The organism is Halopseudomonas xiamenensis (assembly GCF_014219065.1).
GTDB lineage: Bacteria > Pseudomonadota > Gammaproteobacteria > Pseudomonadales > Pseudomonadaceae > Halopseudomonas > Halopseudomonas xiamenensis.
This window is the reverse complement of record NZ_JACLGO010000026.1, coordinates 43,147-66,650: the sequence shown is the minus strand read 5'-3', so window position 1 is coordinate 66,650 and position 23,504 is coordinate 43,147. Positions and strand designations below refer to the sequence as shown.

The following is a 23,504-nucleotide window of genomic DNA, read 5'->3' as shown; positions in this document are numbered from 1 at the left end:
CACCTCCAAGTCACCTGCTTGGCCACCACAGCCAAGCGGGTTGCGCTAACGCGCAACGCGCCATGCCTGGCGCACAATGACAGAGCCCGCAGGCTGCGGGCTCGTGGTGGGACCAGTTGTATATCCTCCAGCGATCTCTACTCCGTCATTGCGAGGCCAAAGGCCGCGGCAATCCATGGGCTCGGATCAGCCGGCCAGCACTGGATTGCCACGTCGCTGACGCTCCTCGCAATGACGGGGGGGGGGGTGCGGAACCTGTCAGTCCAGCTCGAACAGACCGGCAGCACCCATACCGCCACCGATACACATGGAAACAACAACATAGCGCACACCCCGGCGGCGCCCTTCGAGCAGGGCATGGCCGACCATGCGCGCACCGCTCATGCCGAACGGATGACCGACGGAAATGGCACCGCCATTGACGTTGAGCCGGTCATTCGGAATGCCCAGGTGATCCCGGCAATGCAGCACCTGGCTGGCAAACGCCTCGTTGATCTCCCACAGGCCGATATCCTCGACCTTGAGGTTGAAGCGCTCAAGCAGCCTTGGAATGGCATACACCGGGCCAATGCCCATCTCCTCCGGCTTGCAGCCAGCCACGGCGATCCCACGGTAGGTGCCCAGCGGCTTCAGGCCACGACGCTCGGCCTGCTCGCGGCTCATCAGCAGGCAGGCAGCCGCACCGTCGGAAAACTGCGAGGCGTTACCGGCGGTGATGTGCTGGCCCTGCTTGATCCACTGCCCGTCCTTCCACACCGGCGCCAGGCCCTGCAAACCTTCCAGGGTGGTACTCGGGCGGTTGCACTCGTCGCGGTCTGCGGTAACCTGCTCGTGGCCGGCCGGCTTGCCTTCCTTGTCGAACACCAGCTTGCTGGCCGTCAGCGGCACTATCTCGTCATCGAACTTGCCAGCCTGCTGCGCTGCGGCGGTACGCTGCTGGCTCTGCAGCGCATATTCATCCTGCGCGGCACGGCTGATGCCGTAACGCTCAGCAACGATTTCCGCCGTTTCGATCATCGGAATATAGGCCGCCGGCGCCACCTCCATCACCGCCTCGGAACGGGCCCGGTAGGCATTCTTGTGCTTGGTCTGGGTCAGCGACAGCGACTCGACGCCGCCGCCGATGGCCACCTCCAGCTCGCCGGCGATGATCGCCTTGGCCGCCTCGCCGATGGCCATCAGCCCGGAAGCGCACATGCGATCCAGCGCCATGCCCGGCACCGAGTCCGGCAACCCGCCGGTATAGGTACACAGACGGCCGATGTTGTAGCCCTGGGTGCCCTGCTGCACGGCAGCGCCCATGATCACATCACCTACATCCGCCGGATCGATACCGGCACGCTCGACCACGGCCCGCACCACATGACCGCCCAGTACCGGAGCTTCGGTGTCGTTGAAGGAGCCACGGAATGACTTGGTCAAAGCGGTGCGCGCGGTGGCGACGATGACTGCCTCTTGCATGTTGCTGTTCCTTTTCACTGATTGAAGGAGTAACGACTGATGGTGTCGACGACGCAGCCGGGCCGTTCACTGCCCTCCACTTCCACCGTCACCCGCACCACCACCTGTACCGAACCATTGGCCAGGGTCTCGACCTGAGTAATCTCGCCGGCGCCGCGAATGCGCGCACCGACCTTGACCGGCGCCGGGAAACGCACCCGGTCACAGCCGTAATTGACGCCCATCTGCAGGTTCTCGACCTGCATCAGTTGCGGCAGGAAATAGTTGACCAGCGACAGGGTCAGGTAGCCGTGGGCAATGGTGCCGCCGAACGGACCGGTCTTTGCCTTTTCCGGATCGACGTGAATCCACTGGTGATCGCCGGTGGCCTCGGCAAAGGTATCGACGCGCTGCTGGTCGATGGTGATCCACTCGGTCACCCCGAGGGATTGGCCCACCGCCTGCTCCAGGGCCTTGGCGCTGTTGAATGTTGTGGTCATGGTGTGTTCCTGATCATGCTTGTCTATTTACCGGGCCGATCTGTGTCACTGTGTTGCCGGCCGGATTCGCGTGTGGCCGGATTCCGAGACACCTACCTCAGACACGCCGTGAATCCATCCCTGGAGGCTCGCGGTTGCCATCTCTGGCAACCGACGGTCTGAGGTAGGTGCCTCGGAACCCTGCCTCTCGATTTCCGTGCAATTCGCACCCAAGCCCGCGGGCTATGATTTATCGTCGTCCTCGGCGAAGGCCGGAACGCTGTTCACTTAACCCCATCATCCTTCGCCTTTCCCCGTCATCCTCGGCGCAGGCCGAGGATCCATCGTTCCGGCTGACTCGGAGTGGCCGGTGGATCCTTCGCCTCGGCTTTGGCTTCCTGCGTCGCCCTACCTCCTGCATCCATGCAGTCGTTCGCGAAGGATGACGGGGAGAGGAGACGAAGCCATTGCACGCACCACCTCTCCAACCGCTTTTCCATCAGCCTGCACTGCGTTGAGAGGCGCGCTTGCCGGCGGGCTACTGCGGACCGTCGGTTGCCAGGGATGGCAACCGCGAGCCTACAGGGACGTATTCACGGCGTGTCCGCAGTAGCCCGCCGGCAAGTGCGCAAACACCCAGCCACCCGCAATCCGCTCAACTCCGTCAACCTTCCAGCCGACCGATATGCCAGGCCAAAGCCCGATCAAGCCTGCTGCGAACTCACCGGCACAATCTCACCAGTCATATAGCTGGAGTAGTCACTGGCCAGGAACATCATCACGTTGGCCACCTCCCAGCACTCGGCGCCGCGGCCATAGGCCTCGCGGCCTTCCAGCTCCTTGAGCAGCGCCTCGGGGGCGGATTTGCGCAGCATCGGATGCACCGCCAGCGACGGCGCAACGGCATTGATGCGTACATTGAATTCAGCCGCTTCCAGCGCCGCACAGCGGGTCAGCGCCATGACCCCGGCCTTGGCCGCGGCGTAGTGGGCCTGCTCCTTCTGCGCCCGCCAACCCAGCACCGAGGCGTTGTTGACGATGACACCGCCCTGCCCCCGCACCTTCATCACCTGCAGCATGTAGCGGGTCATGCGCATGGTGCCGTTCAGGGTCACGTCGATGACCTTGTTCCACTCGGCATCTTCCATCTCGACCAGGGTCTTGCTGGTACCCAGCCCGGCGTTGTTGATCAGGATGTCGATACCATCCAGCTTGTCCTCGGCGAAATCGACCAGCGCCCGTACTTCGGCCTCGTCGGTCACGTTGCACAACTTGCCCCACACCTCGTTCAGGCCAGTGTCCTGCCTGAGCTTGTCCACCGAGGCGGCCAGCCGGCCCTCGTGCACATCGCTGATGACGATGCCACGGCAACCTTCCTCCACCGCCTTGAGCGCCGCGGCAAAGCCGATGCCGGCCCCGGCGGCGGCGGTGATCAATACCGACTTGCCCTTGAGCAGGCCATGGCCGGGTACATATTCGGGATTTTTCAGATCGTTCATGGTTATCTGCCTTTGGCTTCCTTGGGCATGCCGAGGCCACGCTCGGCGATGATGTTGCGCTGGATCTGGTTGGTGCCGCCGTAGAGAGTGTCCGAGCGGGTGAACAGGAACAGCGACTGCAGGCGCGTCAGTTCATAGGGCGCGGCCTCGATGATGTCCGCCTCCGGCCCCAGCACATCCATGGCCAGGGCACCGAGGTTGCGGTGCCAGCTGGACCAGTGCAGCTTGTAGACCAGCGCCGAGCTGTCGCCCGGGCCGTTGTCCGAGAGCATGCGCATGGCGTTGTAGCGCATCAGCCGCAGGCCGGTGTGGGCCTCGGCGATGCGTTGGCGGATGGCCGGCACCTGGGCAGCACCATTGTCCCTGGCGATGCGGATGATCTCGTCCAGTTCGTTCTGGAACTGCATCTGCTGGCCGAGGGTGGACACCCCGCGCTCGAAACCGAGCAGACCCATGGCCACCTTCCAGCCATCGCCCGGCGCACCGACGATGTCGGCAGCGACCGCCTCGTCGAAGAACACCTCGTTGAATTCCGAGGTGCCGGTCAGTTGTTCGATCGGGCGCACGGTGACGCCCGGCTGGTGCATCGACACCAGGAAGAAACCCAGCCCGCGGTGGGCCTGGGACTCCGGGTCGGTGCGGGCGACCACGAAGCACCAGTCCGACTCATGGGCCAACGAGGTCCAGACCTTCTGGCCACTGATCAACCATTGGCCATTGGCGTCCTGGCGGGCACGGGTGCGCACGTTGGCCAGGTCCGAGCCGGCCCCCGGCTCGGAATAGCCCTGGCACCAGAGTTCGGTGCCGGACAGGATGCCCGGCAGGTAACGCTGTTTCTGCTCATCGCTGCCGAAGGCGATCAGCGTCGGGCCAGCCAGGCCTTCGCCGATATGGCCGACACGGCCGGGGCCACCGGCACGGGCGTACTCCTCGAAGAAGATCACCTGCTGCTCGATGGACGCACCGCGCCCGCCGACCTCCTTCGGCCAGCCAACGCAGGTCCAGCCACCGGCGGCCAGGTGCTGCTCCCAGCGTTTGCGCTCGGCGGGGAACATATGCTCGTCACCGGGGCCGCCGCGGAATTTCAGTTGGGCGAACTCACCGCTGAGGTTGTCGCGCAGCCAGCCGGCGATTTCCTCACGGAAGGCTTCGTCGGCAGCGCTGAATGTCAGTTTCATATCTCGCTTCCTCAATCCAGCAGCAGGCCGGCGATCAGCTCGCGCTGCGCGGCAGCATTACCCAGGTACAGTTCGCTGGCCTTGGCCCTTTTGAAATACAGGTGCACGTCGTACTCCCAGGTAAAGCCCACACCACCATGCATCTGCAGCGCCGTGCCGGCATTGAAGAACAGGGTGTCCGAGCAATACCCCTTGGCCATGGCGGCGGCTTCCGGCAGCTCGCCAGCCAGTTGCCGATCGCCCTGCGCATCGAGCGCCTCCTGGGCGATGCAGGCGGCGTAGTAGACTGCTGAACGGGCCACTTCGCACTTGAGCTTCATGTCCGCCGCCTTGTGCTTGAGCGCCTGGAAGCTGGCGATCGGGCGACCGAACTGCAACCGCTCCTGCATGTAGGCCACGCTCATGTCCAGGGTCTTCTGCGCTGCGCCCATCTGCTCGGCGGCCATCGCCACCTTGGCCAGGTCGATGAGTCGCAGCAGCGTCTTGCCACCTTGCCCGGCCTCGCCCATCAGTGCGTCGGCCGGCAGTTGCAGCTGATCCAACTGGACAGCCGCCTGGTGACGGGTCTGGTCCATCGTCGGCAGCCACTGGCGCGTCACGCCAGCACTGGTTGCCGGCACCGCGAACAGGGCAATGCCCTGCGCACCCGAGCTGCCGGGTGCCCGCGCTGCAATGATCAACAGGTCGGCGCTGTGGCCATCGATGACGTAGCGCAACTCGCCCTGCAGCAGGTAGCCGTCGCCCGATGGCTGCCAGGTGGCGGTGACCGCTTCGCAGCCCCACTGGCCGCCATGGCGGGCGGCCTGCGGTCCGGTCCAGGCAAGGGTGGCGGTCAGGCTGCCGTCGACGATGGCAGGCAGGTATTGCTGTTTCTGGGCGTCGCTGCCGGCCAGCAGCAGGGCGTTGACACCCAGGCAGACGGTGCTGAAAAACGGCGAGCACAACAACACGCTGCCCATCTGCTCCAGTACCGCACAGAGTTCGACATAGCCAAGCCCCATGCCGCCATGTTCTTCCGGCACGGTAATGGCCTGGAAGCACAACTCCCGGCAGATGCGCTGCCAGAGTTCGGCGTCATACCCCGCTTCGGTAGCCATGGCCTCGCGCACGGCACTGGAGCTGGAGACATCCTGCAGAAAGGCCGCCGCGGTGTCGCGGATCATCTGCTGCTCTTCGGTGAAGCGAAACTCCATGGTTCTGCTCCCGAATCAGGCGCCGTAGACCGGCTGCGCCGGTACTTCAGCGGCCAGCAGCGCCTGCATGGCCTCGCCGACTTCCACCGGCAACCAGCGGTCCCCCTTGTCCACGCCCTGGGTACTGCGCCAGCCGTCGGCGATGGAGATCCTGCCACCTTCGGACTCGAACACCCGCCCGCTGATGCCGGCGGCCTCGGCACTGGCCAGCCAGGCCAGCAGCGAGCTGACGTTCTCCGGCGCCCAGTAGTCGAAGCTGCCATCCTCGGGCTTGGCCATGCGCGTGGCCATGGATTCCACCGCGGTGGTCATGCCGGTGCGCGCTGCCGGCGCCACCGCATTGGCGGTGATGCCGTAGCGGCGCAGCTCGGCCGCCTGGTTGAGGGTCAGCGCGGCGATGCCAGCCTTGGCCGCGGCGTAGTTGGACTGGCCGATGGAACCCTGCAGGCCGGCCCCGGAGGTGGTGTTGATGATGCGCGCATCCACCTTGTGCCCGGCCTTGGCCTGGTCGCGCCAGTAGTGCACGGCATGCGAGCTGATGCAGAAGTGGCCTTTCAGGTGCACGGCCATGATGGTGTCCCACTCAGCCTCGGTCATGGAGGCGAACATGCGGTCGCGGTTGACCCCGGCGTTGTTGACCACCACATGCAGGTCGCCCCAGGTCTCGATGGCCTGTTTGACGGCGTTCTCGCTGTCGGCATAGTTGGTGATGTCCGAGGTGTTGACCAGCGCGCGGCCACCGGCGGCGGTGATCTCGTCCACCACCTTCTGCGCGGCGTCACGGTTGATGTCATTGACCAGCACGCAGGCACCTTCGCTGGCGAAAACCCGCGCATGGGCCGCACCCAGTCCGCCACCGGCGCCGGTGATGATGACCACCCTGTTATCAAGAATTCCCATCTGTGTTCCCCTGTTTGTCTGCCGGAGCAGCCATACGGCGCTGCCAGCCCTGGGGAACGATTGTTGCCAGCGGCCACTTTGCAATCATCGTCCATAGAGACTAAAGGGTGGGAGCGCGCGGGCACTACGCCGGCGGATTATCCGGCGAGAAACGCTGCTCCGGCTGGATGATCACTGGAACGGGGCGTTTCTCCAGCTCGGCGACTTCACCCAGCCCGAGGGAAACGATACTGTTGAGCAACACCTTGACCAGCTCGGCCTGGCGCTTGATGCCGGTCTTGGCGAAGATCGAACGCAGGTGGGCGCGGCCGGTATTGCGCGTTATACCGAGTTTTTCCGCGGCTTCCTCCAGCGACAGGCCGTTGGCCAGTTGCAGGGCCAGGGTGGTTTCGGCCGGCGTGAAGTTGAACAGCTGCTGCGCCAGCTCGCTGCTCATCTGCACCCCACCCATGGCGTCCCGCACATAGATCATGACCACCGGCTGGCCCTGCCCCTCGACCCAACCGCTGTTGCGGATCGGCTCTATCACCACACCCAGCCCCACCTGACCCGAGGGCCGGGCGATGGACAGGGCCGCGGATACCGGCTCGGAAGCCAGGTTGGCACGGGACTCGGCGGCATAGCGGATGAACCGATACAACTCTCGGTTATCGCTGGGGTAACTGGCCTCCAGGCGCGAGCCGACCATCTTGAGCCCATCGGCCCGTTCCAGCAGAGTGCGCGCCACCGAGTTGAGTTGCAGCACATGGCCGGCCTCATCCAGTACCATGCTGGCGACCGACAGGCGATTGACCGCCTCGGAATACAGATTGCCCATGGACTCCCGGCGATCCAGCAGGTCATGAAAGTCCAGACTGCAACGCAGGTGTGGCAACAGCCGGGTACACAACGCCTTGTCATGCATGGAAAAGGCCGGCTGGCCATGCGCCCGTGCGACGCGGAAGCCGATGATCCCCGACTGTGTAGCCAGGTCCGCCCCCATCACATGGTAGACGTCACTGGGCCGGGCATATTCGCGGTAGTAACGGCTGTTTTCCCATTCCGCTATGCTCATCAGGTCTTCGATGCAGTACACCTTGTCCACGGGCAACCGCGCCAGGGGTGTATCACTGGGGAAGTACTTGAACAGCGCAACCCGCCCCTCGACTTCCTGATTGCCGGCAACCAGCATCAGTGCCACGTCCTCGGCATCGGCCACATGCAGGATAAGCGTAACGAAGCGGGCCGCAAACAGCAGCCGCAACTCCTCCAGCGCATCATACAAATGCGCTGTGTGCAGAGCACCGGAGTAGATCCGGCCGACGATCCGGTCGTACTCGTCCAGCGTCAGTTCCGGGGCCTGATATGTGTCTGTGTTCGCTGGCATCAAACCTTTCCCTCGTGACAACCGCGCTCAGCAGAGCGCCCGATTCATGGAGGGCCGGGTTCCGTCCCGACCTGCTGGGTTGCTGCCAGTTCGCTGGCGTAGCGCCCGAACGCGGACCGGGGCGCTACACCCCGGAACAGCTACAGCCGCTCGATGATGGTCACGTTGGCCTGGCCACCGCCCTCACACATGGTCTGCAGGCCGTAGCGGCCACCACTGCGCTCCAGCTCATGCAGCAAGCTGGTCATCAGCCGCGCGCCAGTGGCGCCGAGGGGGTGCCCGAGGGCAATGGCGCCGCCGTTGACGTTGGTCCTGGCCGGATCGTAGTCCAGCTCCTTCTGCCAGGCCATGACCACCGAGGCGAAGGCCTCGTTGATTTCCACCAGGTCGATATCGGCCATGTTCATGCCGGCCCGCTGCAGGGCACGACGGGTGGCGGCAATCGGTGCGGTCAGGTGCCAGATCGGATCATCACCGAGTACCGTCAGGTGATGCACGCGGGCTCGGGGCGTCAGGCCATAGCGCTTGAGCGCCGCCTCCGACACCACCAGCATGGCCGCCGAGGCATCGCAGGTCTGGCTGGAGACAGCTGCGGTAATATCCGGGAACTGCGCATCGACCGGCTCCAGCGAGGCCATCTTTTCCAATGTGGTCTGGCGGGGCGTCTCGTCCACCGCCAAGCCATTCACAGCGACGATCTCCCGCTCGAAGCGGCCCTCGGCGATAGCATGCAGCGCACGGCGATGGCTCTCCAGGGCGAAGGCTTCCATGTCCGCCCGGCTGATGTTCCAGTGGCTGGCGATGCGCTGGGCGGCGTAGAACTGGTTGACCGGCTGACCGCCAAAACGTGCCTGCCAGCCCTCACTGCCGGAGAACGGATCGGGAAAGCCCAACGGCTGGCCGGCGAGCATGGCCGAGGAGATCGGGATCTGCGTCATGGTCTGCACACCGCCGACGGCGACCACATCCTGGGTACCGCTCATTACCGCCTGGGCGGCGAAGTGCAGCGCCTGCTGCGAGGAACCGCACTGACGGTCGACCGTGGTGCCGGGCACAGTCAGCGGCAGGCCGGCGGCCAGCCAGCTGGTGCGGGCGATATCACCGGCCTGCGAGCCGATGGTATCGACGCAGCCGAAGATCACGTCATCGTAGTCATCGGCAGGGATGCCGTTGCGCTCGACCAGCGCCTTGAGTACCGCGGCACCCAGGTCGATGGCGTGGACGCTGGCCAGACTGCCCTTGCGCCGCCCGGTGGGGCTGCGCAGGGCATCAACAATATAGGCTTGGGCCATGATTCACTCCGCGAAGGTGTATTGCGGGCCGATGGCGGCATCGGGCGCGAGGATGGCGTTGGCCACCCGGGATTTGTGGAAGGCGCGGTCACCCCAGGAGGAGTCCAGCGCCCAGGCGCGCTTCATGAACATCTGCAGGTCGACTTCCCAGGTGTAGCCCATGGCGCCATGCACCTGGATACCATGCCGGCCGGCCAGCCAGGCGGCTTCGCAGCAGGCCAGCTTGGCATGGGATACATGCAGGTCGGCACCGGCTTCGCCGTGCGCCAGGGCATGGGCGGCACGGTACAGCACCGGCCTGGCGAACTCGATCTTGCCGGCGACGTCGGCCAGGTGGTGCTTGACCGCCTGGAAGCTGCCGATTGGCTTGCCGAACTGCTTGCGCTGCACCGCATAGTCCACCGACAGGTCGAGCATGCGCTGGGCCAGGCCCAGGCTCTGCCCAGCTACCGCCAGCGCGCCACGATTCAGGGTCTGGGCCCAGACCGCGCGGCCCTGCCCGGCATCCAGCACCAGGCTGTCGGCGCTGGGCGTGAAACTGACCCGGCTCAGGCGCCGCGAGCTGTCGATGCTCGGGTTGCGTTCAAAGCCGATGGCGTCGCGGCGCAGACCATGCACCTCGCCCTCATGCTCCAGCAGGACCACATCGGCCAGGTGCACGTCGGCGATCAGCGGATTGACGCTGTGACCAACGGCGATGCGCACATTGCCCTCGGCGATGCGGCTGAGCATTTCATCACGGCGCGGCGTGCCCTCGGGCAGTGCGCTGAGCAGGCCGGTGGCGACGTAGGCGGTATCGGCCAGCGAGTCGGCGATGGCGTAGTAGCCCAACTCCTGGGTCAGCAATGACCAGGCGATATCGTCCATGCCCAGCCCGCCCTGGGCTTCGGGCACCGACAGCGCGGTCAGCCCCTGCTCGGCCATCTTGCCGCGCAGCTCCGGGGAACGACCATCGTCGGTGTCCCAGATCTCGCGCAGCATCTCCGGCGGCGCTTCGGTCATCAGAAAGCGACTGATCGCTTCGCGGAAGGCCAATTGGTCTTCGGTAAAGGTAAAGTCCATGTTGGCGTCCTCAGGCTTTCGGCAGGCCGAGCATGCGCTCGGCAATGATGTTGCGCTGGATTTCGTTGGTGCCGGCATAGATCGGCCCGGCCTGGGCGAACAGGAAGCCCTCCAGCCAGTTACCCTGCTCGACCGCTTCCGGCGCCTGGCCGGTCAGCTCGCCGAAGGGGCCGAGGATGCGCATGGCGGTCTCGTGCATCTTCAGGTCCAGTTCCGACCAGATGATCTTGTTGATGCTGGCCTCGGCACCGATCTTCGCGCCTTTCTCGACCAGGCCGACGGTGTGGTAGGCAGCCTGGGCGTAGGCTTCGGCGCCCATCCAGCTTTCTATCACCGCATCGCGCACACCCGGGTCACGCTCGGCGACCTGCGGGTTGGCCTTGTACAGTTCCACCAGCCGCCGGGCGGTCTGCTGGAAACGCGCCGGCGAGCGCAGCAGCAGGCCACGCTCGAAGCCGGCGGTGGCCATCGCCACGTGCCAGCCCTGGCCTTCGGCGCCAAGCAGGTTGCCGGCCGGTACGCGCACGTCGTCGAAGAACACTTCGGCGAAGGCGTCCTTGCCGTTCAGCGCCTTGATCGGGCGGATGGTTACGCCGGGGCTGTCCAGCGGCACCAGCAGGTAACTCAGGCCGTGGTGGCGGCTGCTCTGCGGGTCGGTGCGGAACAGGCCGAAGATCCAGTCGGCGAAGATCGCCCGGGTCGACCAGGTCTTCTGGCCGTTGATGACGAACTCGTCACCGTCGCGCAACGCCTTGCTGCGGATCGCTGCCATGTCCGAACCGGCATTGGGCTCGGACCAGCCCTGCGCCCACATGTCCTCGCTGGAGGCGATGCGCGGCAGGAAGTGGCGCTTCTGCTCCTCGGTGCCGAACTCCATCAGGGTCGGGCCAAGCAGCAGTTGACCGTTCTGGTTGACCCGCATCGGCGCACCGGCGGCGTAGTATTCCTCCTCGAAGATCAGCCATTCGATCAGGTCGCAGCCGCGACCACCCAGGTGCTCTGGCCACATGACCATGGACAGCCGGCTTGCGTACAGCTTGCCCTCCCAGGCGCGATGCTCCTCGAAGCCCTCGCGGGTGTCATAGCTGGCCAGCGGCTTGCTCGGCACATTGGCCTTGAGCCAGGCGCGCACTTCGGCGCGGAAGGCTTGTTGTTTGGCGGTATAGGTCAGTTGCATGGTGGCACTCTCAAGGTCTTGCTCAGAAGCTGGCGTCGCGCTTTTCAACGAAGGCGCGGCGGGTCTCGGCCGAATCCGGCATGGTGTAGGCCTCCAGGGTGAAGCCCTGCTCCCAGCGGTATTTGTCTTCCAGGTTGCCGTCTTCGATACCGTTGAGGGCTTCCTTGGCGATACGGATCATCGCCGGGCTCTTAGCGGCGATCTTCGCCGCGATCTCCCGGGCCGTGGCGGCCAGCTCGTTGCGCTCGACCAGCCGTTCGATGAAGCCGTACTGCATGGCGTCCGGGGCAGTCACCGCCTCGCCGGTGAAGTACATGTAGCGCACCTTCTGCACCGGGAACAGGCGCTGCAAGTGGGCACCACCGCCCATGGCGCCACGATCGACCTCGGGCACGGCGAAGGTGGCGCAGCGCGAGGCCACCAGGATGTCCGCGGCGCCGGCCATGCCGATGCCGCCGCCGAGCACGAAGCCGTGCACGGCGACGATCACCGGTACCGCGCAGCGATGGATCGCCTTGAAGGTCGCGTAGTTGCCGGCATTGACCCTGACGATGCGTTCGGGGTGCGCATCCAGCTCCTTGATATCGACGCCGGCACAGAAGCCGCGCCCTTCCGAGCGCAGGATCAGCACCCGCACCTCGGGGTCGGCGCCCAGCGCATCGATCTGCGCCGCCAGTGCCAGCCATTCATTGCTGTCCAGGGCATTGACCGGCGGCTTGTCGATCACCAGCTCGGCAATACCCTGATTGATTTCCACGGAAAATGCGGCGTTCATACCTGGGCTCTCTCGTGTTGGCCGGCGGCTTGCTCCGCCGGGGATGGATGCATGCGTTGGTACAGGCGCTGCAGGCAGGCCTCGGCCTCCTCGGCAATCTCGCCGATGATCTGCTCGCAGCTCTGCAACTGGTCGATGGCCGCCGCCACCTGGCCACTGGGCAGGATGCCTTCGTCGGGGAAGCCCTCGACCATGGAGCGTTGCAGCAGCACCGGTTGGTTGGCCGCCATGATGACCTGGGACATGGCACCCGGGTCATCCTTGATGGCCTTGAAGAAGGTGCTGATCATGTGCCCGGTGCTCATGCCGGTCTGCGCCTTCCATTTGCGCGCACTGCGCAGCGCGATCCACAGCCGGCCCATGGGCCCGGCCGCTTCCAGTTTGTTGATGAAGGGGTTTTCCACCATGCGATGGCGCATGCCATCCACTGCCAGGGTGACCCGGATCTGCTGGGTATCCCTGGTTGCCAGATAGCGTTGCAGGGTAGCCTTGGGCGTCGGCGAGTCGCTGCTCATCATGAACCGGGTGCCCATGGCGATGCCCTCGGCACCGGCGGCCAGCGCCGAGGCCAGCCCACGTCCGGTGGAGAAACCGCCGGCGGCGATCACCGGCACGTCCACCGCGGCCAGCACCTGCGGCAACAGGATGCTGCTCGGCACGCCACCGGTATGACCACCGCCTTCACCGCCCTGGATGGTGATCATGTCCGCGCCCAGTTCCACCGCCTTGAGCGCATGCTTGAGCGCACCCACGGTGGGGATGCAGAGTACGCCGGCAGCCTTGAAGCGGGCGATGGTCTGTTGGTCCGGACCACGACCATAGCTCACCGCACGCAGACGATACTGGATCGCCAGATCGACGCACTGGGCGGCATTTTCCTGGAACATATGGAAGTTCAGGCCGAAGTTGCTGCCACCGGTGGCGGCGATCACCTTCTGGATCTCACCTTCCAGCTGATCCGCTGCAATGGTCGCCCCAGCCAGGAAACCGAAGCCACCAGCACGGGTGGTGGCGATCACCAGGTTGGCATCGGACACCCAGCCCATCGCCGTCTGCACGATGGGATAGCGACAACCCAGCGCTTCGGTCAGGCGCGTTTGCAGAGCACTCATCAGCCGCGCTCCCGCTCGGCCTGGGCCTTATTCGCCGCAGCCATGGCCTTGCCGTCGAAACCGCCGAGCTTGTCACCGGATACCTGCTCGTTGTGCACATGGGCAAAATGGTGCCAGGCGAATACCGCTTCCATGCCGGTGCGCTTGCCCTGCAGATCCTCGATATGGTTGACTGCCTGCTTGGTCAGCGCCAGGCCCATGCGCGGCTGCTTGGCGATGCGCTGGGCGATGTCCATGGTCGCGCTTTGCAGCTCGTCCCTGGGCACCACCCGGTTGACCATGCCCAGCTCGTAGGCACGGGCCGCCGGCATGCGGTCGCCGAGCATGAGGAATTCCTTGGCGATACGCGGGTGCATCTCGAAGGCGTGGGCGAAATACTCCACACCGGGAATGCCCATGCGTACCACCGGGTCCTGGAAGAACGCGTCGTCACTGGCGACGATCAGATCGCAGACCCAGGCCAGCATCAGGCCACCGGCGATGCAACCGCCCTGCACCATGGCGATGGTCGGCTTGGGCATCTCGCGCCAGCGCCGGCACATGTTCAGGTACACCTCCTGCTCGCGCACATAGAGGAACTCGCCACCCGGCTTGTTGGTGTGATCCCACCACAGGTGCTTGTGCTCGAAGGACCTGGTCACATCCCGTCCCGGGGTACCGATATCGTGCCCGGCAGAAAAATGCTTGCCGGTGGAACACAGCACGATGACCTTGACCTCATCATCATTGATCGCGCGGCGGAAGCAGTCGTCCAGCGCGTAGGTCATCTGCGAGTTCTGTACGTTGTTGTACTGCGGGCGGCTCATGGTGACGATCGCCACGCCCTGCTCTACCCGGTAGGACACCGGTGTGTCGGTCTCGTAGACCGCCGTGTCCTCGCGCTGAACGAATTCACTCATCCCCGCACCTCCTCTGCAGTACGGATACCCACCGGGTTGCCCTTGAGCTGGCGGGCACGCAGGTTGTGCGGGTCCATGCGCTGGATGATGGCCAGTTGCTCGGCAGTGGGTGCTGCGGTGACACCCATGTTATCGGCCTTGAGCAGCGGGAAGCCGGTGCGCTCCTGCACCAGTTCGAAATCCACCCCGGGGTGCAGCGACAGCACCCGCGCAGCATTGTCCGGCCCGTTGAAATCCATCACGCACAGGTCGGTGATCACCAGGCCGATGCTCATCAGGTCACGGCGCATACCCGGCGCCCAGCGCTCGGGGTTGAAGCCGACACCCGACACCATATCCACCTCGCCGGATACGAAGGCGCGGGTGGTGTGATTGGGCATGAAGAAGGAATTCCGGTGGTTGATGCTGTTGCCCGGTAAACCGCGCACGCCCAGCATAGCGACCTTGGGTTTGGCATAGTCACCCACCACCGACAGGTTGCTCTGTGCCCAGCGGTCGACCTGGGTCGGTCCGACCATGGCGTGACGGCGGCCATGCCAGACTGCATCGAACACCCGCTCAAAAGGCAGGAAGCCGGAATACTTCGGTACGTAATCGCCGCGCGGGCCGACCGGGATCGGCTCTTCCACGATCAGCGTTTCACTGTCGGTCATCAGCAGTTCGGGCGAATGCGTGAGCTTGGCCAGACTGGCTCCCAGGCGCGGAATGATACCCAGCCCCGAAGCCAGTACCTCACCGTTGCCACGCCAGGCTTCGGACGCCGCGACGATCATCAGTTCAGCCAGGCTGAAATTAACGCTACTCATCGTCTCACTCCTCAGAAAATGGGCATCGGCAGGCTGCTGACACGCTCGGCACCGCCGTTGCGCTCCAGGTACTCGGCCTGACTGCAATTGACATACTTGTCCACATACTGCTGCCAGCCGTCGTCGGCGTTGGCACTGTCGCTGTAGCCTTTCAGGTGTTCCATGTCCCAACCGTAGGCCGGGCTGCAGGCGGTGGGGTGGGCACCCAGCGGCGCCTCGATCAAGCCGGTGACCATGGAACGCTCGAAGGTCGACAGGCGGGCAGTGGCGGCATCCAGCTCGAAACGCTCTTCCACCACCTCGGCCGACACGAAGCACTGTTTGGCGGCACGGGCAAAGTGATGATCAAAATACGGATCGCTGCCGGTGATCAGGGTGTTGCCCAGCTTATCGGCACGGTTGACGTGAACGAAGGCCACATCCAGCTCCAGCGCCGGCATCGCCAGCAGCACTTCGCCATCGGCATAGGGCGAGCTGATCGTCTTCAGTTCAGGGTTGTGGGTCAGCACGTCAGTGGCCAGACCGGCACGGGCCGGCAGGAACGGCAGGCGCATGGCAGCAGCCTTGAGGCCCCACTGGAACAGCCCCTCGTCCAGCTCCATCACATCCAGCGTGCCGGCCTGCCGCGCCTTGCGGAAATACGGCTCCAGAGGAATCGCGTCCATGGTGGCAAAGCCGAAGATCAGCTTCCTCACCTTGCCGGCGGCACACAGCATGCCGACTTCCGGACCGCCGTAGGCGACCACGGTCAGGTCCTTCACATTGCTGCGCAGGATCTCGCGCACGATCGCCATCGGCTTGCGCCGCGGGCCCCAGCCACCGAAACCTATGGTCATGCCGTCACGCAGTTGGCCTACGGCATCGGCAGCGGTCATCAATTTGTTCATTACTGCTCCTCCTGCTGGCCGGCGCCGAAGTCATGACCCCAGATGCTGACCTTGGTGAATTCAAAGGCGGTGTGCTGATCCCAGTCCACCTGCAATCCGCCCCAGCCGTACTCCAGGTCGAAACCGGAGGGCGTCTTCATATAGAAAGAGGTCATCTTGTCGTTGAGGTGCTGACCCAGGGTCGCCGACAGCGGCACCTGATGGGCGATGCGCCGGTCATGCGCACGACCGACCTCGGTCATGGAATCCACCTCGACCATCACATGCACGCACTTGCTCGGTACGTCGTACTCGGCAATCGCCAGGCTGTGATGCCGGGCATTGCCGCAGTGCAGGAAGTGGATACGGGTGGCCGGCGCGTCCGGCACCGGACGGAAGTTGAAGATGTCGGAAATCTCGAAGCCCAGCACATCGCGGTAGAAAGCTGCGCACTCATCGAAGTTGGGCGTCGGCAGCACGGTGTGGCCCAGCCCCATGTCACCGGTCAGGAAGCGCGGCACACCCTGGGGCGAGACGAAGGGTTCACAGTCGGACAGGTAGCCCCAGGTCAGTTCGTGCCGGTTGCCTGCTGGATCCTGCAGCAGCGCGGCCTCGTTGACCCCGCGCTGGGCGCAGAAAGCGGCATCGGCCAGGCTGTACTCGACGCCCTGGGCGTCCAGCTTGCGCAGCATGGCGTCAAAGGCATTCTTGCCGGCCAGTTCCCAGCCGGAGGCCAGATAGCGATCCTCCGCCCCCTCGACCACCAGCATGCGGAAGGGCCGGTCGTCCATCTTGATATACAGCGCACCATCGGAGGTGCGGCTGGTCATCATGCCCAGCACGTTCTCGGCGTAATGCTGCCACTTCTGCACATCATCAATCTGCGCTACAAAATAGCTCAATGCGCGAATCTCACTCATGCCGCAACTCCTCATTCAGGGCCTGAAAGCATGAATGGATTGTTGCGCGCCGGGCATGGCGCATTCATCGTCCATTGAGACTAACGAAAAAGCCGGCCGTCACCGGTCGGACGGGTGACTGCGGGTAAAAAAAATCGCCCATGGAAGAACCCATGGACGATTGAAAACCGACCCTTGGGCGGGCCGGACAGCACAACAACAGCTCACATCACATATACAGAATCACCAGGTCATTGATCACCGCCGGACGCTCCTGGCCAACGACATGGATATTGCATTCCAGTACCATCTGCGTGCCCCGCGGCAACACTTCCACCGACTTGACCCGGGTCCGGGAGTGCAGCAGCGAACCGGCCGGCACCGGGCTGGGGAAGCGCAGCCGTTCGGAACCGTAGTTGACCATATTGGTGAAACCGGTGACCTCGAAGCTCAACGGTACCTGCATGCGCGACATCAGCACCTGCACCAGCGCGCCATGGGCGATGGTGCCGCCGAAGGGGCTTTCCTTGCGGGCCCGCTCCGGGTCGGTATGGATCCAGTAATCGTCGCCGGATAGCGCAGCGAACTGGTCGATCAGTTCCTGATCCACCAGGATCTGGCTGCTCCAGTCGCTGAACTCGCCGGTGACCAGCGCCTTCAGCGCCTCGATATCCTTGACGTCAATCTGCTGGCGAGCCGGGCCGGCATCGGCGCTCGGTGCCTCCGGGGCCCTGACCACTTCATCGCGTTCATCCAGAGGCACGTCCACACCGGTATAGCGCAGCAGTATCGCACCCTCGGCATTCACCGTGGCGCGCACCGGCTTGACCGGCATGCCGACCTCGATCCGCTCGGGCTCCAGCCCGACCAGGGTGGTATTCATGCGCACCCCTTCGTCCAGCTCCACCACCGCCAGAATCTGCGGCTCGGCACCGGCAAACTCGGGCAGCGTCGGCACCCGCGCCACCGTATAGGTGTACAACTTGCCCGCACCGGTGACCTGTTTCCAGCTCAGGTCATGCGACAGGCAACTATTGCAATGCCGACGCGGGTAGAAAATCCAGTGCTGGCAGGCGTTGCACTGCTGCAACATGATCCTGCCGTCCTTCAAGCCATCCCAGAAGGGTGCGGAAATCGCCGTCGGCAGCGGCATAGGTTTGTTGCTCATGCTCAAGCCCCCTGAAGAATCAATGCGCCCTGCTCGCTCATGACACCGCCGGTGCCGGAAACGAACACCTGGTCACAGACCTTGAGCTGGCGGTCACCGGCCTTGCCGGCCACCTGCTGATAGGCCTCGACCACCTGGGAGAAACCACCGGCCGAGCCGGCCTGGCCGAAACTCAGCTGCCCACCGTGGGTGTTCATCGGGAAGTTGCCCTTGTAGGTCAGGTCATTGTCGAGAATGAAGCGCATGCCCTCGCCCTTGGCGCAGAACCCGGCGTCCTCCAGGCTGAGCAGCACGGTGATGGTGTAGCAGTCGTAGATCTGCGCGGCGTGCATGTCGGCAGGCTTCAGCCCGGCCATGGCGAAGGCGCTGCGCGCCGCCGGCCCGACCGGGGTTTCGGTCATGTCCGGCGAATAGCTCGGCGACTTGTAGCCCAGCCGCTCGCCGAAACCGGTGATGTAGGCCGGCCGGCCCTTGCTGCGCATGGCCAGTTCCTTGGAGGCGACGATCACCGCAGCCCCGCCGGCCACCGGCATGACGATCTCGAGGATGTGCAACGGATCGGCAACCATCTTGCTGCCCAGCACATCCTCGATGCTCAGCTCCTGGCCACGGAAGATGGCATCCGGATGAGCCTGGGCATTGAACCGCTGGTCCACCGCGATCTTCGCCATCGCGCGCTGGTCATAGCCGTACTGCGCCGCGTAGCGCTGGGCGATCATCGCGTAGCCGGTATTCTGCCCCATATGGCCATAGGGCAGGTCGAACTCGGCCTCCGGCGCGCCGTACTGGGTACTGTGGCCACCGAAGCGCATGGCCCGGGCCATGGCCGATGGATCATCATCGGGACCGAAGGACGCCATGCGCTGCGGAATCACGCACAGCACCGCCTGGCAGATACCCAGCTCGATAGCGGCCGCCGCACGCCAGATCATGCCCACCGAGGTGGTACCACCAAGGTCGACCACTTCAGCGAAGTTCAATGCGATGCCCAGGTATTCCGCGGCCATCGCCGGCACGAAACTGGACGCTTCATGAAAATGCGGACCGTTGATGCACAGGCCATCGATATCCGAGGCCTGCAAGCCCGCATCGGCCAGCGCCTGGGCAGCCAGGTCGGCGACCTGCTCCAGGTGGAACATCTGTGGCGCCGTGGAATATTTTTCCGGCTTGTACTGCGCGGCGCCAACAATGGCGGCCGTCCCTTTCAAACCCATGATTTTCCCCTCATCGGCTGCGGGCGACCTGGAAAATGTCACCCTCTGTGCTCGATTGTCACGCCCTCCCAGGGAGCCTTTCATCGTCCGTTAAGCCTACATCGAGTATTTTTCCCTGCTCCGTGACGGCCGGCACAACCAGCTTGCCGACGACCTGCGCTAGTCCGAACCAACTAGGACAAGCCGACCATCTCGCCGCACTCTTGCCCAGGCGGCCAGCAGCCTGCACTGGCAACGGTCCGCTCTTCGGAAAACCACAAGGATGCCATCATGATAAGAAAAATAACCCGTTCCCTGACATTGGCTGGATGCCTGTTCGCACTGCCGGGCCAGGCGGCACTACCGGACAATGTAGTGTTGCAGCGCGAAGCCATGCGCGCGCTGACACTGACGCTGCAACTGCAAGGCGAAGGCATGTATTCCAGGCAACGCAAGGAGTTGCAAGGCAGCCTCGACCTGCTGCATATCCCTCCGGCCGGCAGTAGCGACCAGTCATTCGCCACCACCCGCTACACCGCAGCCATCACCCGTATCCTCGCCGGTCTTGAGGCCGGACAAGTACCCAGCAGCGAAGACATGGACCTGCTCTACAGCGAATTGATGAACATGATCGAGACGCTGCACCAACCGGATGCCGACACGCCCTGGCTCAGCGTGCTGATGACCGAATACCTGACCCTGCGCTACGCCTTCGCCAGCTACGTCGGTATTCCCTCAGCGGCCGAACCGGGCAGCCACTACTACCGCACCGATATCAGCGACCTGCTCCAACAACTGGACCGGCAACTCGCCACGCTGCTGCCACGCAGCCAGGACGCCAGCCTGGCCGCCCGCTGGAGCATGCTCCATCATGCGCTGTCGGATATCCGCGAAGGCTGGACCCGCACCCAGTCGGGCAATCCCTTCTCGCCCCTGGTAGTAACCCAGAATGCACGGGTCTTCAGCAATCAGCTGTCGGATCTGCTCGACGACAGGTAGTACCCGACAGTATCAACGGCAAAAGGCCGACCCCTTGCGGGATCGGCCTTTTTTCATTGCCGGGGAAGGATCCGATCAGCGACCCATGGCCCGCAGCCGGTCCGGAGTGAACTGGCTCGGGTCCATCTCGCCCTTGTTCAGGATTGCCGCCCGCTCACGCTCATTGGCCAGGGTGTAGCCGATATAGCCACCGCTGTTGAGGTCGTGGAAGAACGACGTACCCGCCTGCCAGGCGCTGGTATCCGGATGGTAGTAGTAGTTGATGATGGCATGTTTCCACAGGTCGCCACGGCTATCGTAGTTATCCGCCATCACCGCATGCCAGTTGTCCTCATCGATGAACAGGCGGCGCTTGCCATACAGATGGCGGCTGCCCGGCTTGACGTTGGCCTCGATCACCCACACCCGCCGCAGTTCATAGCGCAGGTACTCCGGGTTGGGATGATTGGCGGTCAACAGGTCCTTGTAGCTGACATCCTTGCCATGCACCTTGTAGGCGTTGGCCGGGATGATGACCTCCTGCTTGCCTACCAGCGTCCAGTCGTAGCGATCCGGCGCACCGTTGAACAGGCGGTCCTCATCGATGGTCATCAGACCGTTACTGCCACCCAGCGGCTGGTCGTAGCCATAGCCGGGAGCCAGGCGCACCCGGCGTGTCCCGGTGTTGTAGGACCATGCAGTACGCGCTGCGGTACGGTAGTTATAGGGCTCGTGGTTGAGCGAGGTGTTGCCCCGCTCACGCAGTGGCAGCAGAACCTCGGTGGTACAGTAGGCCGAAACGCCGTCATCGGTATGCGGACGCAGGTTCGGATCCGGATCCATGGGCGGAGCCAGGCAGCGACCATGGGAACGACCCCAGCCGATACTGCCACTGGCAGTTACCGAAGCGATATCGCGAATCTCGTCCTGGGTCCAGGCACGGAACGGCAGCTGATGGTTCCACAGCACTTCCATCGCGCTCTTGGGAATCGGGAAGGGTACATAGCCCAGCCCCGTGTAACCGAAGCCGTCATCCACCACCTCGGCATTCAGCGCGTTCCACTTGGCGCGTTCGCAGACCACCTCCGGGTAGGCGAACTCACGACGCCCCTCATACACGTTGATCTTGTAGGTATCGGGATAGCGCTTGAGCATCGCCTGCTGACCGTCGGTCAGCTTGTCGGCATGCTCGGCCATGTTGGCAGCGGTGATCACCAGGATCGGCTGGTCCGCGGCAAAGGGGTCGATCGGGTGCGCACCACTGTGCGGCGCGGCATCCCAGCCCGGAACCTTGCCCACGTACAACCCCTTGAACTCGGGGATGCTGCCATCGGCGTTACCTGCCCGCTCGGCGCCTACGCAGGTGAGGTCCTGGCCCAGTCGCTCGGCCTCTTCGGGGGAAACTGCGGCATTGGCCCAACCCGCGACAGTCATGCTGATGGCGGCGGCCAGGGAAACTACTACACCATGTTTGCTCATTATTCTTCTCCACAGGGTATACGCGACTTTCAATCCATTATTGCGTCGTCAGCTGCAGGCTCATCGTCTGATCAGACTAAAACGCTGACGGGCATCGAAAGTCGCTTGGCTATTCATTTTCAGAAGGAATACTTGGCCGAGAACGTCAGGTAGTCGCGGTCAGACAGCACGCGGTTGCGAGCCGGATCAGCCGAAGACAGATAGGCCGTGTAGGTGGTATTCAGCTCCAGGTTGCCCAGGTACTTGAAGGTCGCCCCCAGTGACATGCGCTTGTCACCCTGGCCCGCCGAAATGGTGCCCTTGAGCGGTGTGTTGCCCTCCACCACATGCGACCAGTTCACCGGCACGTTCAGGTCCCAGCCGGAGAAGATGCCGGGGTAGGACAACACCGCCTGCAGGGTATAGGCTGTGGCAGTCTTGGTCTGCCATCCGGTGGCGGTCTTGTAGGTGTAGTCATCGTTGTTGCCGATCTTGTCCACATCATCGGCACGCACATGTACCACTTCACCCATCACAGTGGTGGAACTGGCCCAGGGCATGTCGCCAAATGCGCGAATGAAGCTCAGCTGCATCTGCTGGCCGGAGCCGGTAGTGGTGCCAGCGTTGTTGGCCAGCATGACCGGGGCACCGGTGCGGTAGGACCATTCGCCACCCACCTGGGTATCACCCATGCTGGTGGAGAAGCTCATACCAGTGAGCTTGATATCCTCGAAATAATCGATCTCATAGCTCTGGAAGTCCGGTGCAATGGTCACCCCAGCCGGGTTGCGATCATGGTAACGCACATGGAAAAAGCCCAGCTCGGTGGACAGGGCCGGCCGGTACATGGCGCGGATCCCGTATTGTCCGCTATCACGCGGCTCGTTGGTGCCAGCATAGGCCGCATTGAAACCCGGCCCCAGAATCATGAACTCCCGCCCCGGCCCGGTCACATCCGAAGTCGACAGGAAGGAACCCACCGGATTCAGCTCGTTGCCCTTCCACTCGTACTGCACGTAGGCGGACAGGCCGAAGTCCGGGTTGACTTCCCAGCTGGCCGATACCTGGCCAACCGGCAACATGATGTCCTTGACCTCGATCCCCGGCTGGCCGGAGTTGACCACGTTGACCGGCCCCTGCACCCCGTTCACCCCGGGATAGAACAACCCCTCACCCCAGGCCACCATGTGCCGACCGGCCTTGAGACCCAGGCGCTGGCGGTTGGGCAGATCGAAATCACCGAATACATAGGCATCCAGGAAGCGGCTGCGGCCACCGGAGTATTTCTTCGCGTCGCTGGTGAAACGGTCGTGCTCGCCGTCCTTGTTGACCGTACCGGGCGAGTCGTTGTCGTTCTTGCTGTGATAGACGTCATCGTAGAAGGTACTGCCACGCAATACCGCACCCCAGTTGTCCTTGCGCAGGATCAACTCACCCAGGGCGGTAGCCCGGTGGGTAGTCAGAGAATGACGATCGAAGTTGCGGTTGCCATCATCACCGTTGGCCTGGCCATCCAGCAGCTTGGAGTCGGCATTCTTCATGCGAATACCGATGCCGTAGCTGGTGGTCACCGACCAGTCGAGGGTTGCTCCATTGTCGAAACGGAAGGTTTCGCCGGCCTGTACGTCATGGGAAGAGAATGCGGCGATGGCGATGGCCAGTGAGGCGACCGCAAACCCTGTCGAGCTCCGCTGCATGATCTTCTTGTTATTGTTTTTCATAACTACTCCTGGATTCAGGTGAAACAACTTGCCTGTTGTTTTG

The 23,504-nt window shown here is 63.8% G+C and carries 21 protein-coding genes; 1 reads left to right on the top strand and 20 read right to left on the bottom strand.

What is annotated here, in order from left to right; all coding sequences use genetic code 11:
• Positions 1 to 258: 258 nt before the first annotated feature.
• From H6X51_RS15860 to H6X51_RS15775, 18 genes are all read right to left on the bottom strand, one after another.
• Entirely contained in the window at positions 259 to 1,461 is a 1,203-nt protein-coding gene (locus tag H6X51_RS15860; RefSeq protein ID WP_185268448.1) for an acetyl-CoA C-acyltransferase, read from the bottom strand.
• Positions 1,462 to 1,475: 14 nt separating this feature from the next.
• On the bottom strand, positions 1,476 to 1,940 hold the full coding sequence (locus H6X51_RS15855; RefSeq protein WP_185268447.1) for a MaoC family dehydratase: 465 nt from the start codon (positions 1,938 to 1,940) through the stop codon (positions 1,476 to 1,478).
• A gap of 683 nt (positions 1,941 to 2,623) precedes the next feature.
• Positions 2,624 to 3,418 (bottom strand): SDR family oxidoreductase, encoded by a 795-nt coding sequence (locus H6X51_RS15850; RefSeq protein ID WP_185268446.1) that lies wholly within the window; start codon positions 3,416 to 3,418, stop codon positions 2,624 to 2,626.
• Positions 3,419 to 3,420: 2 nt separating this feature from the next.
• Positions 3,421 to 4,596, bottom strand: a complete 1,176-nt coding sequence (locus tag H6X51_RS15845; protein WP_185268445.1) for an acyl-CoA dehydrogenase family protein — start codon at positions 4,594 to 4,596, stop codon at positions 3,421 to 3,423.
• A gap of 11 nt (positions 4,597 to 4,607) precedes the next feature.
• On the bottom strand, positions 4,608 to 5,789 hold the full coding sequence (locus H6X51_RS15840; RefSeq protein WP_185268444.1) for an acyl-CoA dehydrogenase family protein: 1,182 nt from the start codon (positions 5,787 to 5,789) through the stop codon (positions 4,608 to 4,610).
• A 15-nt stretch (positions 5,790 to 5,804) separates the two neighbouring features.
• Positions 5,805 to 6,689 carry an SDR family oxidoreductase gene (locus tag H6X51_RS15835; RefSeq protein WP_185268443.1) on the bottom strand — a complete coding sequence of 295 codons (885 nt, stop codon included), beginning with the start codon at positions 6,687 to 6,689 and terminating at the stop codon, positions 5,805 to 5,807.
• 124 nt (positions 6,690 to 6,813) lie between these two features.
• Positions 6,814 to 8,055 (bottom strand): helix-turn-helix transcriptional regulator, encoded by a 1,242-nt coding sequence (locus tag H6X51_RS15830; protein WP_185268442.1) that lies wholly within the window; start codon positions 8,053 to 8,055, stop codon positions 6,814 to 6,816.
• Between the two features lie 140 nt (positions 8,056 to 8,195).
• Positions 8,196 to 9,347, bottom strand: a complete 1,152-nt coding sequence (locus H6X51_RS15825; RefSeq protein ID WP_185268441.1) for an acetyl-CoA C-acetyltransferase — start codon at positions 9,345 to 9,347, stop codon at positions 8,196 to 8,198.
• 3 nt (positions 9,348 to 9,350) lie between these two features.
• Positions 9,351 to 10,409, bottom strand: coding sequence for an acyl-CoA dehydrogenase family protein (locus tag H6X51_RS15820; RefSeq protein ID WP_185268440.1), 1,059 nt, complete (start codon positions 10,407 to 10,409; stop codon positions 9,351 to 9,353).
• Between the two features lie 10 nt (positions 10,410 to 10,419).
• Entirely contained in the window at positions 10,420 to 11,586 is a 1,167-nt protein-coding gene (locus tag H6X51_RS15815) for an acyl-CoA dehydrogenase family protein (RefSeq protein ID WP_185268439.1), read from the bottom strand.
• Positions 11,587 to 11,608: 22 nt separating this feature from the next.
• The gene (locus H6X51_RS15810; protein WP_185268438.1) at positions 11,609 to 12,361 is read right to left on the bottom strand and encodes an enoyl-CoA hydratase family protein; all 753 of its coding nucleotides are present in this window, start codon (positions 12,359 to 12,361) and stop codon (positions 11,609 to 11,611) included.
• Positions 12,358 to 13,473 (bottom strand): NAD(P)H-dependent flavin oxidoreductase, encoded by a 1,116-nt coding sequence (locus H6X51_RS15805; RefSeq protein ID WP_185268437.1) that lies wholly within the window; start codon positions 13,471 to 13,473, stop codon positions 12,358 to 12,360. The genes H6X51_RS15810 and H6X51_RS15805 overlap by 4 nt, the downstream gene beginning before the upstream one ends.
• Positions 13,473 to 14,372: an enoyl-CoA hydratase gene (locus tag H6X51_RS15800; protein WP_185268436.1), complete on the bottom strand. Its 900-nt coding sequence runs from the start codon at positions 14,370 to 14,372 to the stop codon at positions 13,473 to 13,475. Before H6X51_RS15800 ends, H6X51_RS15805 begins: the two co-directional genes overlap by 1 nt.
• Positions 14,369 to 15,178, bottom strand: a complete 810-nt coding sequence (locus H6X51_RS15795; protein ID WP_185268435.1) for a CoA-transferase subunit beta — start codon at positions 15,176 to 15,178, stop codon at positions 14,369 to 14,371. The genes H6X51_RS15800 and H6X51_RS15795 overlap by 4 nt, the downstream gene beginning before the upstream one ends.
• A gap of 11 nt (positions 15,179 to 15,189) precedes the next feature.
• A complete protein-coding gene (locus H6X51_RS15790) occupies positions 15,190 to 16,065 on the bottom strand; it encodes a CoA transferase subunit A (protein ID WP_185268434.1) in 876 nt (291 codons plus the stop codon).
• Positions 16,065 to 16,964 (bottom strand): VOC family protein, encoded by a 900-nt coding sequence (locus tag H6X51_RS15785; protein WP_185268433.1) that lies wholly within the window; start codon positions 16,962 to 16,964, stop codon positions 16,065 to 16,067. Before H6X51_RS15785 ends, H6X51_RS15790 begins: the two co-directional genes overlap by 1 nt.
• Positions 16,965 to 17,172: 208 nt before the next feature.
• On the bottom strand, positions 17,173 to 18,111 hold the full coding sequence (locus tag H6X51_RS15780; RefSeq protein ID WP_185268432.1) for a bifunctional OB-fold nucleic acid binding domain-containing protein/MaoC family dehydratase: 939 nt from the start codon (positions 18,109 to 18,111) through the stop codon (positions 17,173 to 17,175).
• Positions 18,112 to 18,113: 2 nt separating this feature from the next.
• Complete coding sequence (locus H6X51_RS15775; RefSeq protein ID WP_185268431.1) at positions 18,114 to 19,325, bottom strand: thiolase family protein; 1,212 nt, start codon at positions 19,323 to 19,325, stop codon at positions 18,114 to 18,116.
• 270 nt (positions 19,326 to 19,595) lie between these two features.
• Here H6X51_RS15775 and H6X51_RS15770 point away from each other — a divergent pair, with 270 nt between their 5' ends.
• Entirely contained in the window at positions 19,596 to 20,303 is a 708-nt protein-coding gene (locus H6X51_RS15770) for a hypothetical protein (RefSeq protein WP_185268430.1), read from the top strand.
• A 75-nt stretch (positions 20,304 to 20,378) separates the two neighbouring features.
• Here the strand turns inward: H6X51_RS15770 and H6X51_RS15765 are convergent, their stop codons facing one another.
• Positions 20,379 to 21,761, bottom strand: a complete 1,383-nt coding sequence (locus H6X51_RS15765; RefSeq protein WP_185268429.1) for a DUF1329 domain-containing protein — start codon at positions 21,759 to 21,761, stop codon at positions 20,379 to 20,381.
• A 119-nt stretch (positions 21,762 to 21,880) separates the two neighbouring features.
• Positions 21,881 to 23,461 carry a DUF1302 domain-containing protein gene (locus H6X51_RS15760; RefSeq protein WP_185268428.1) on the bottom strand — a complete coding sequence of 527 codons (1,581 nt, stop codon included), beginning with the start codon at positions 23,459 to 23,461 and terminating at the stop codon, positions 21,881 to 21,883.
• Positions 23,462 to 23,504: the final 43 nt, after the last annotated feature.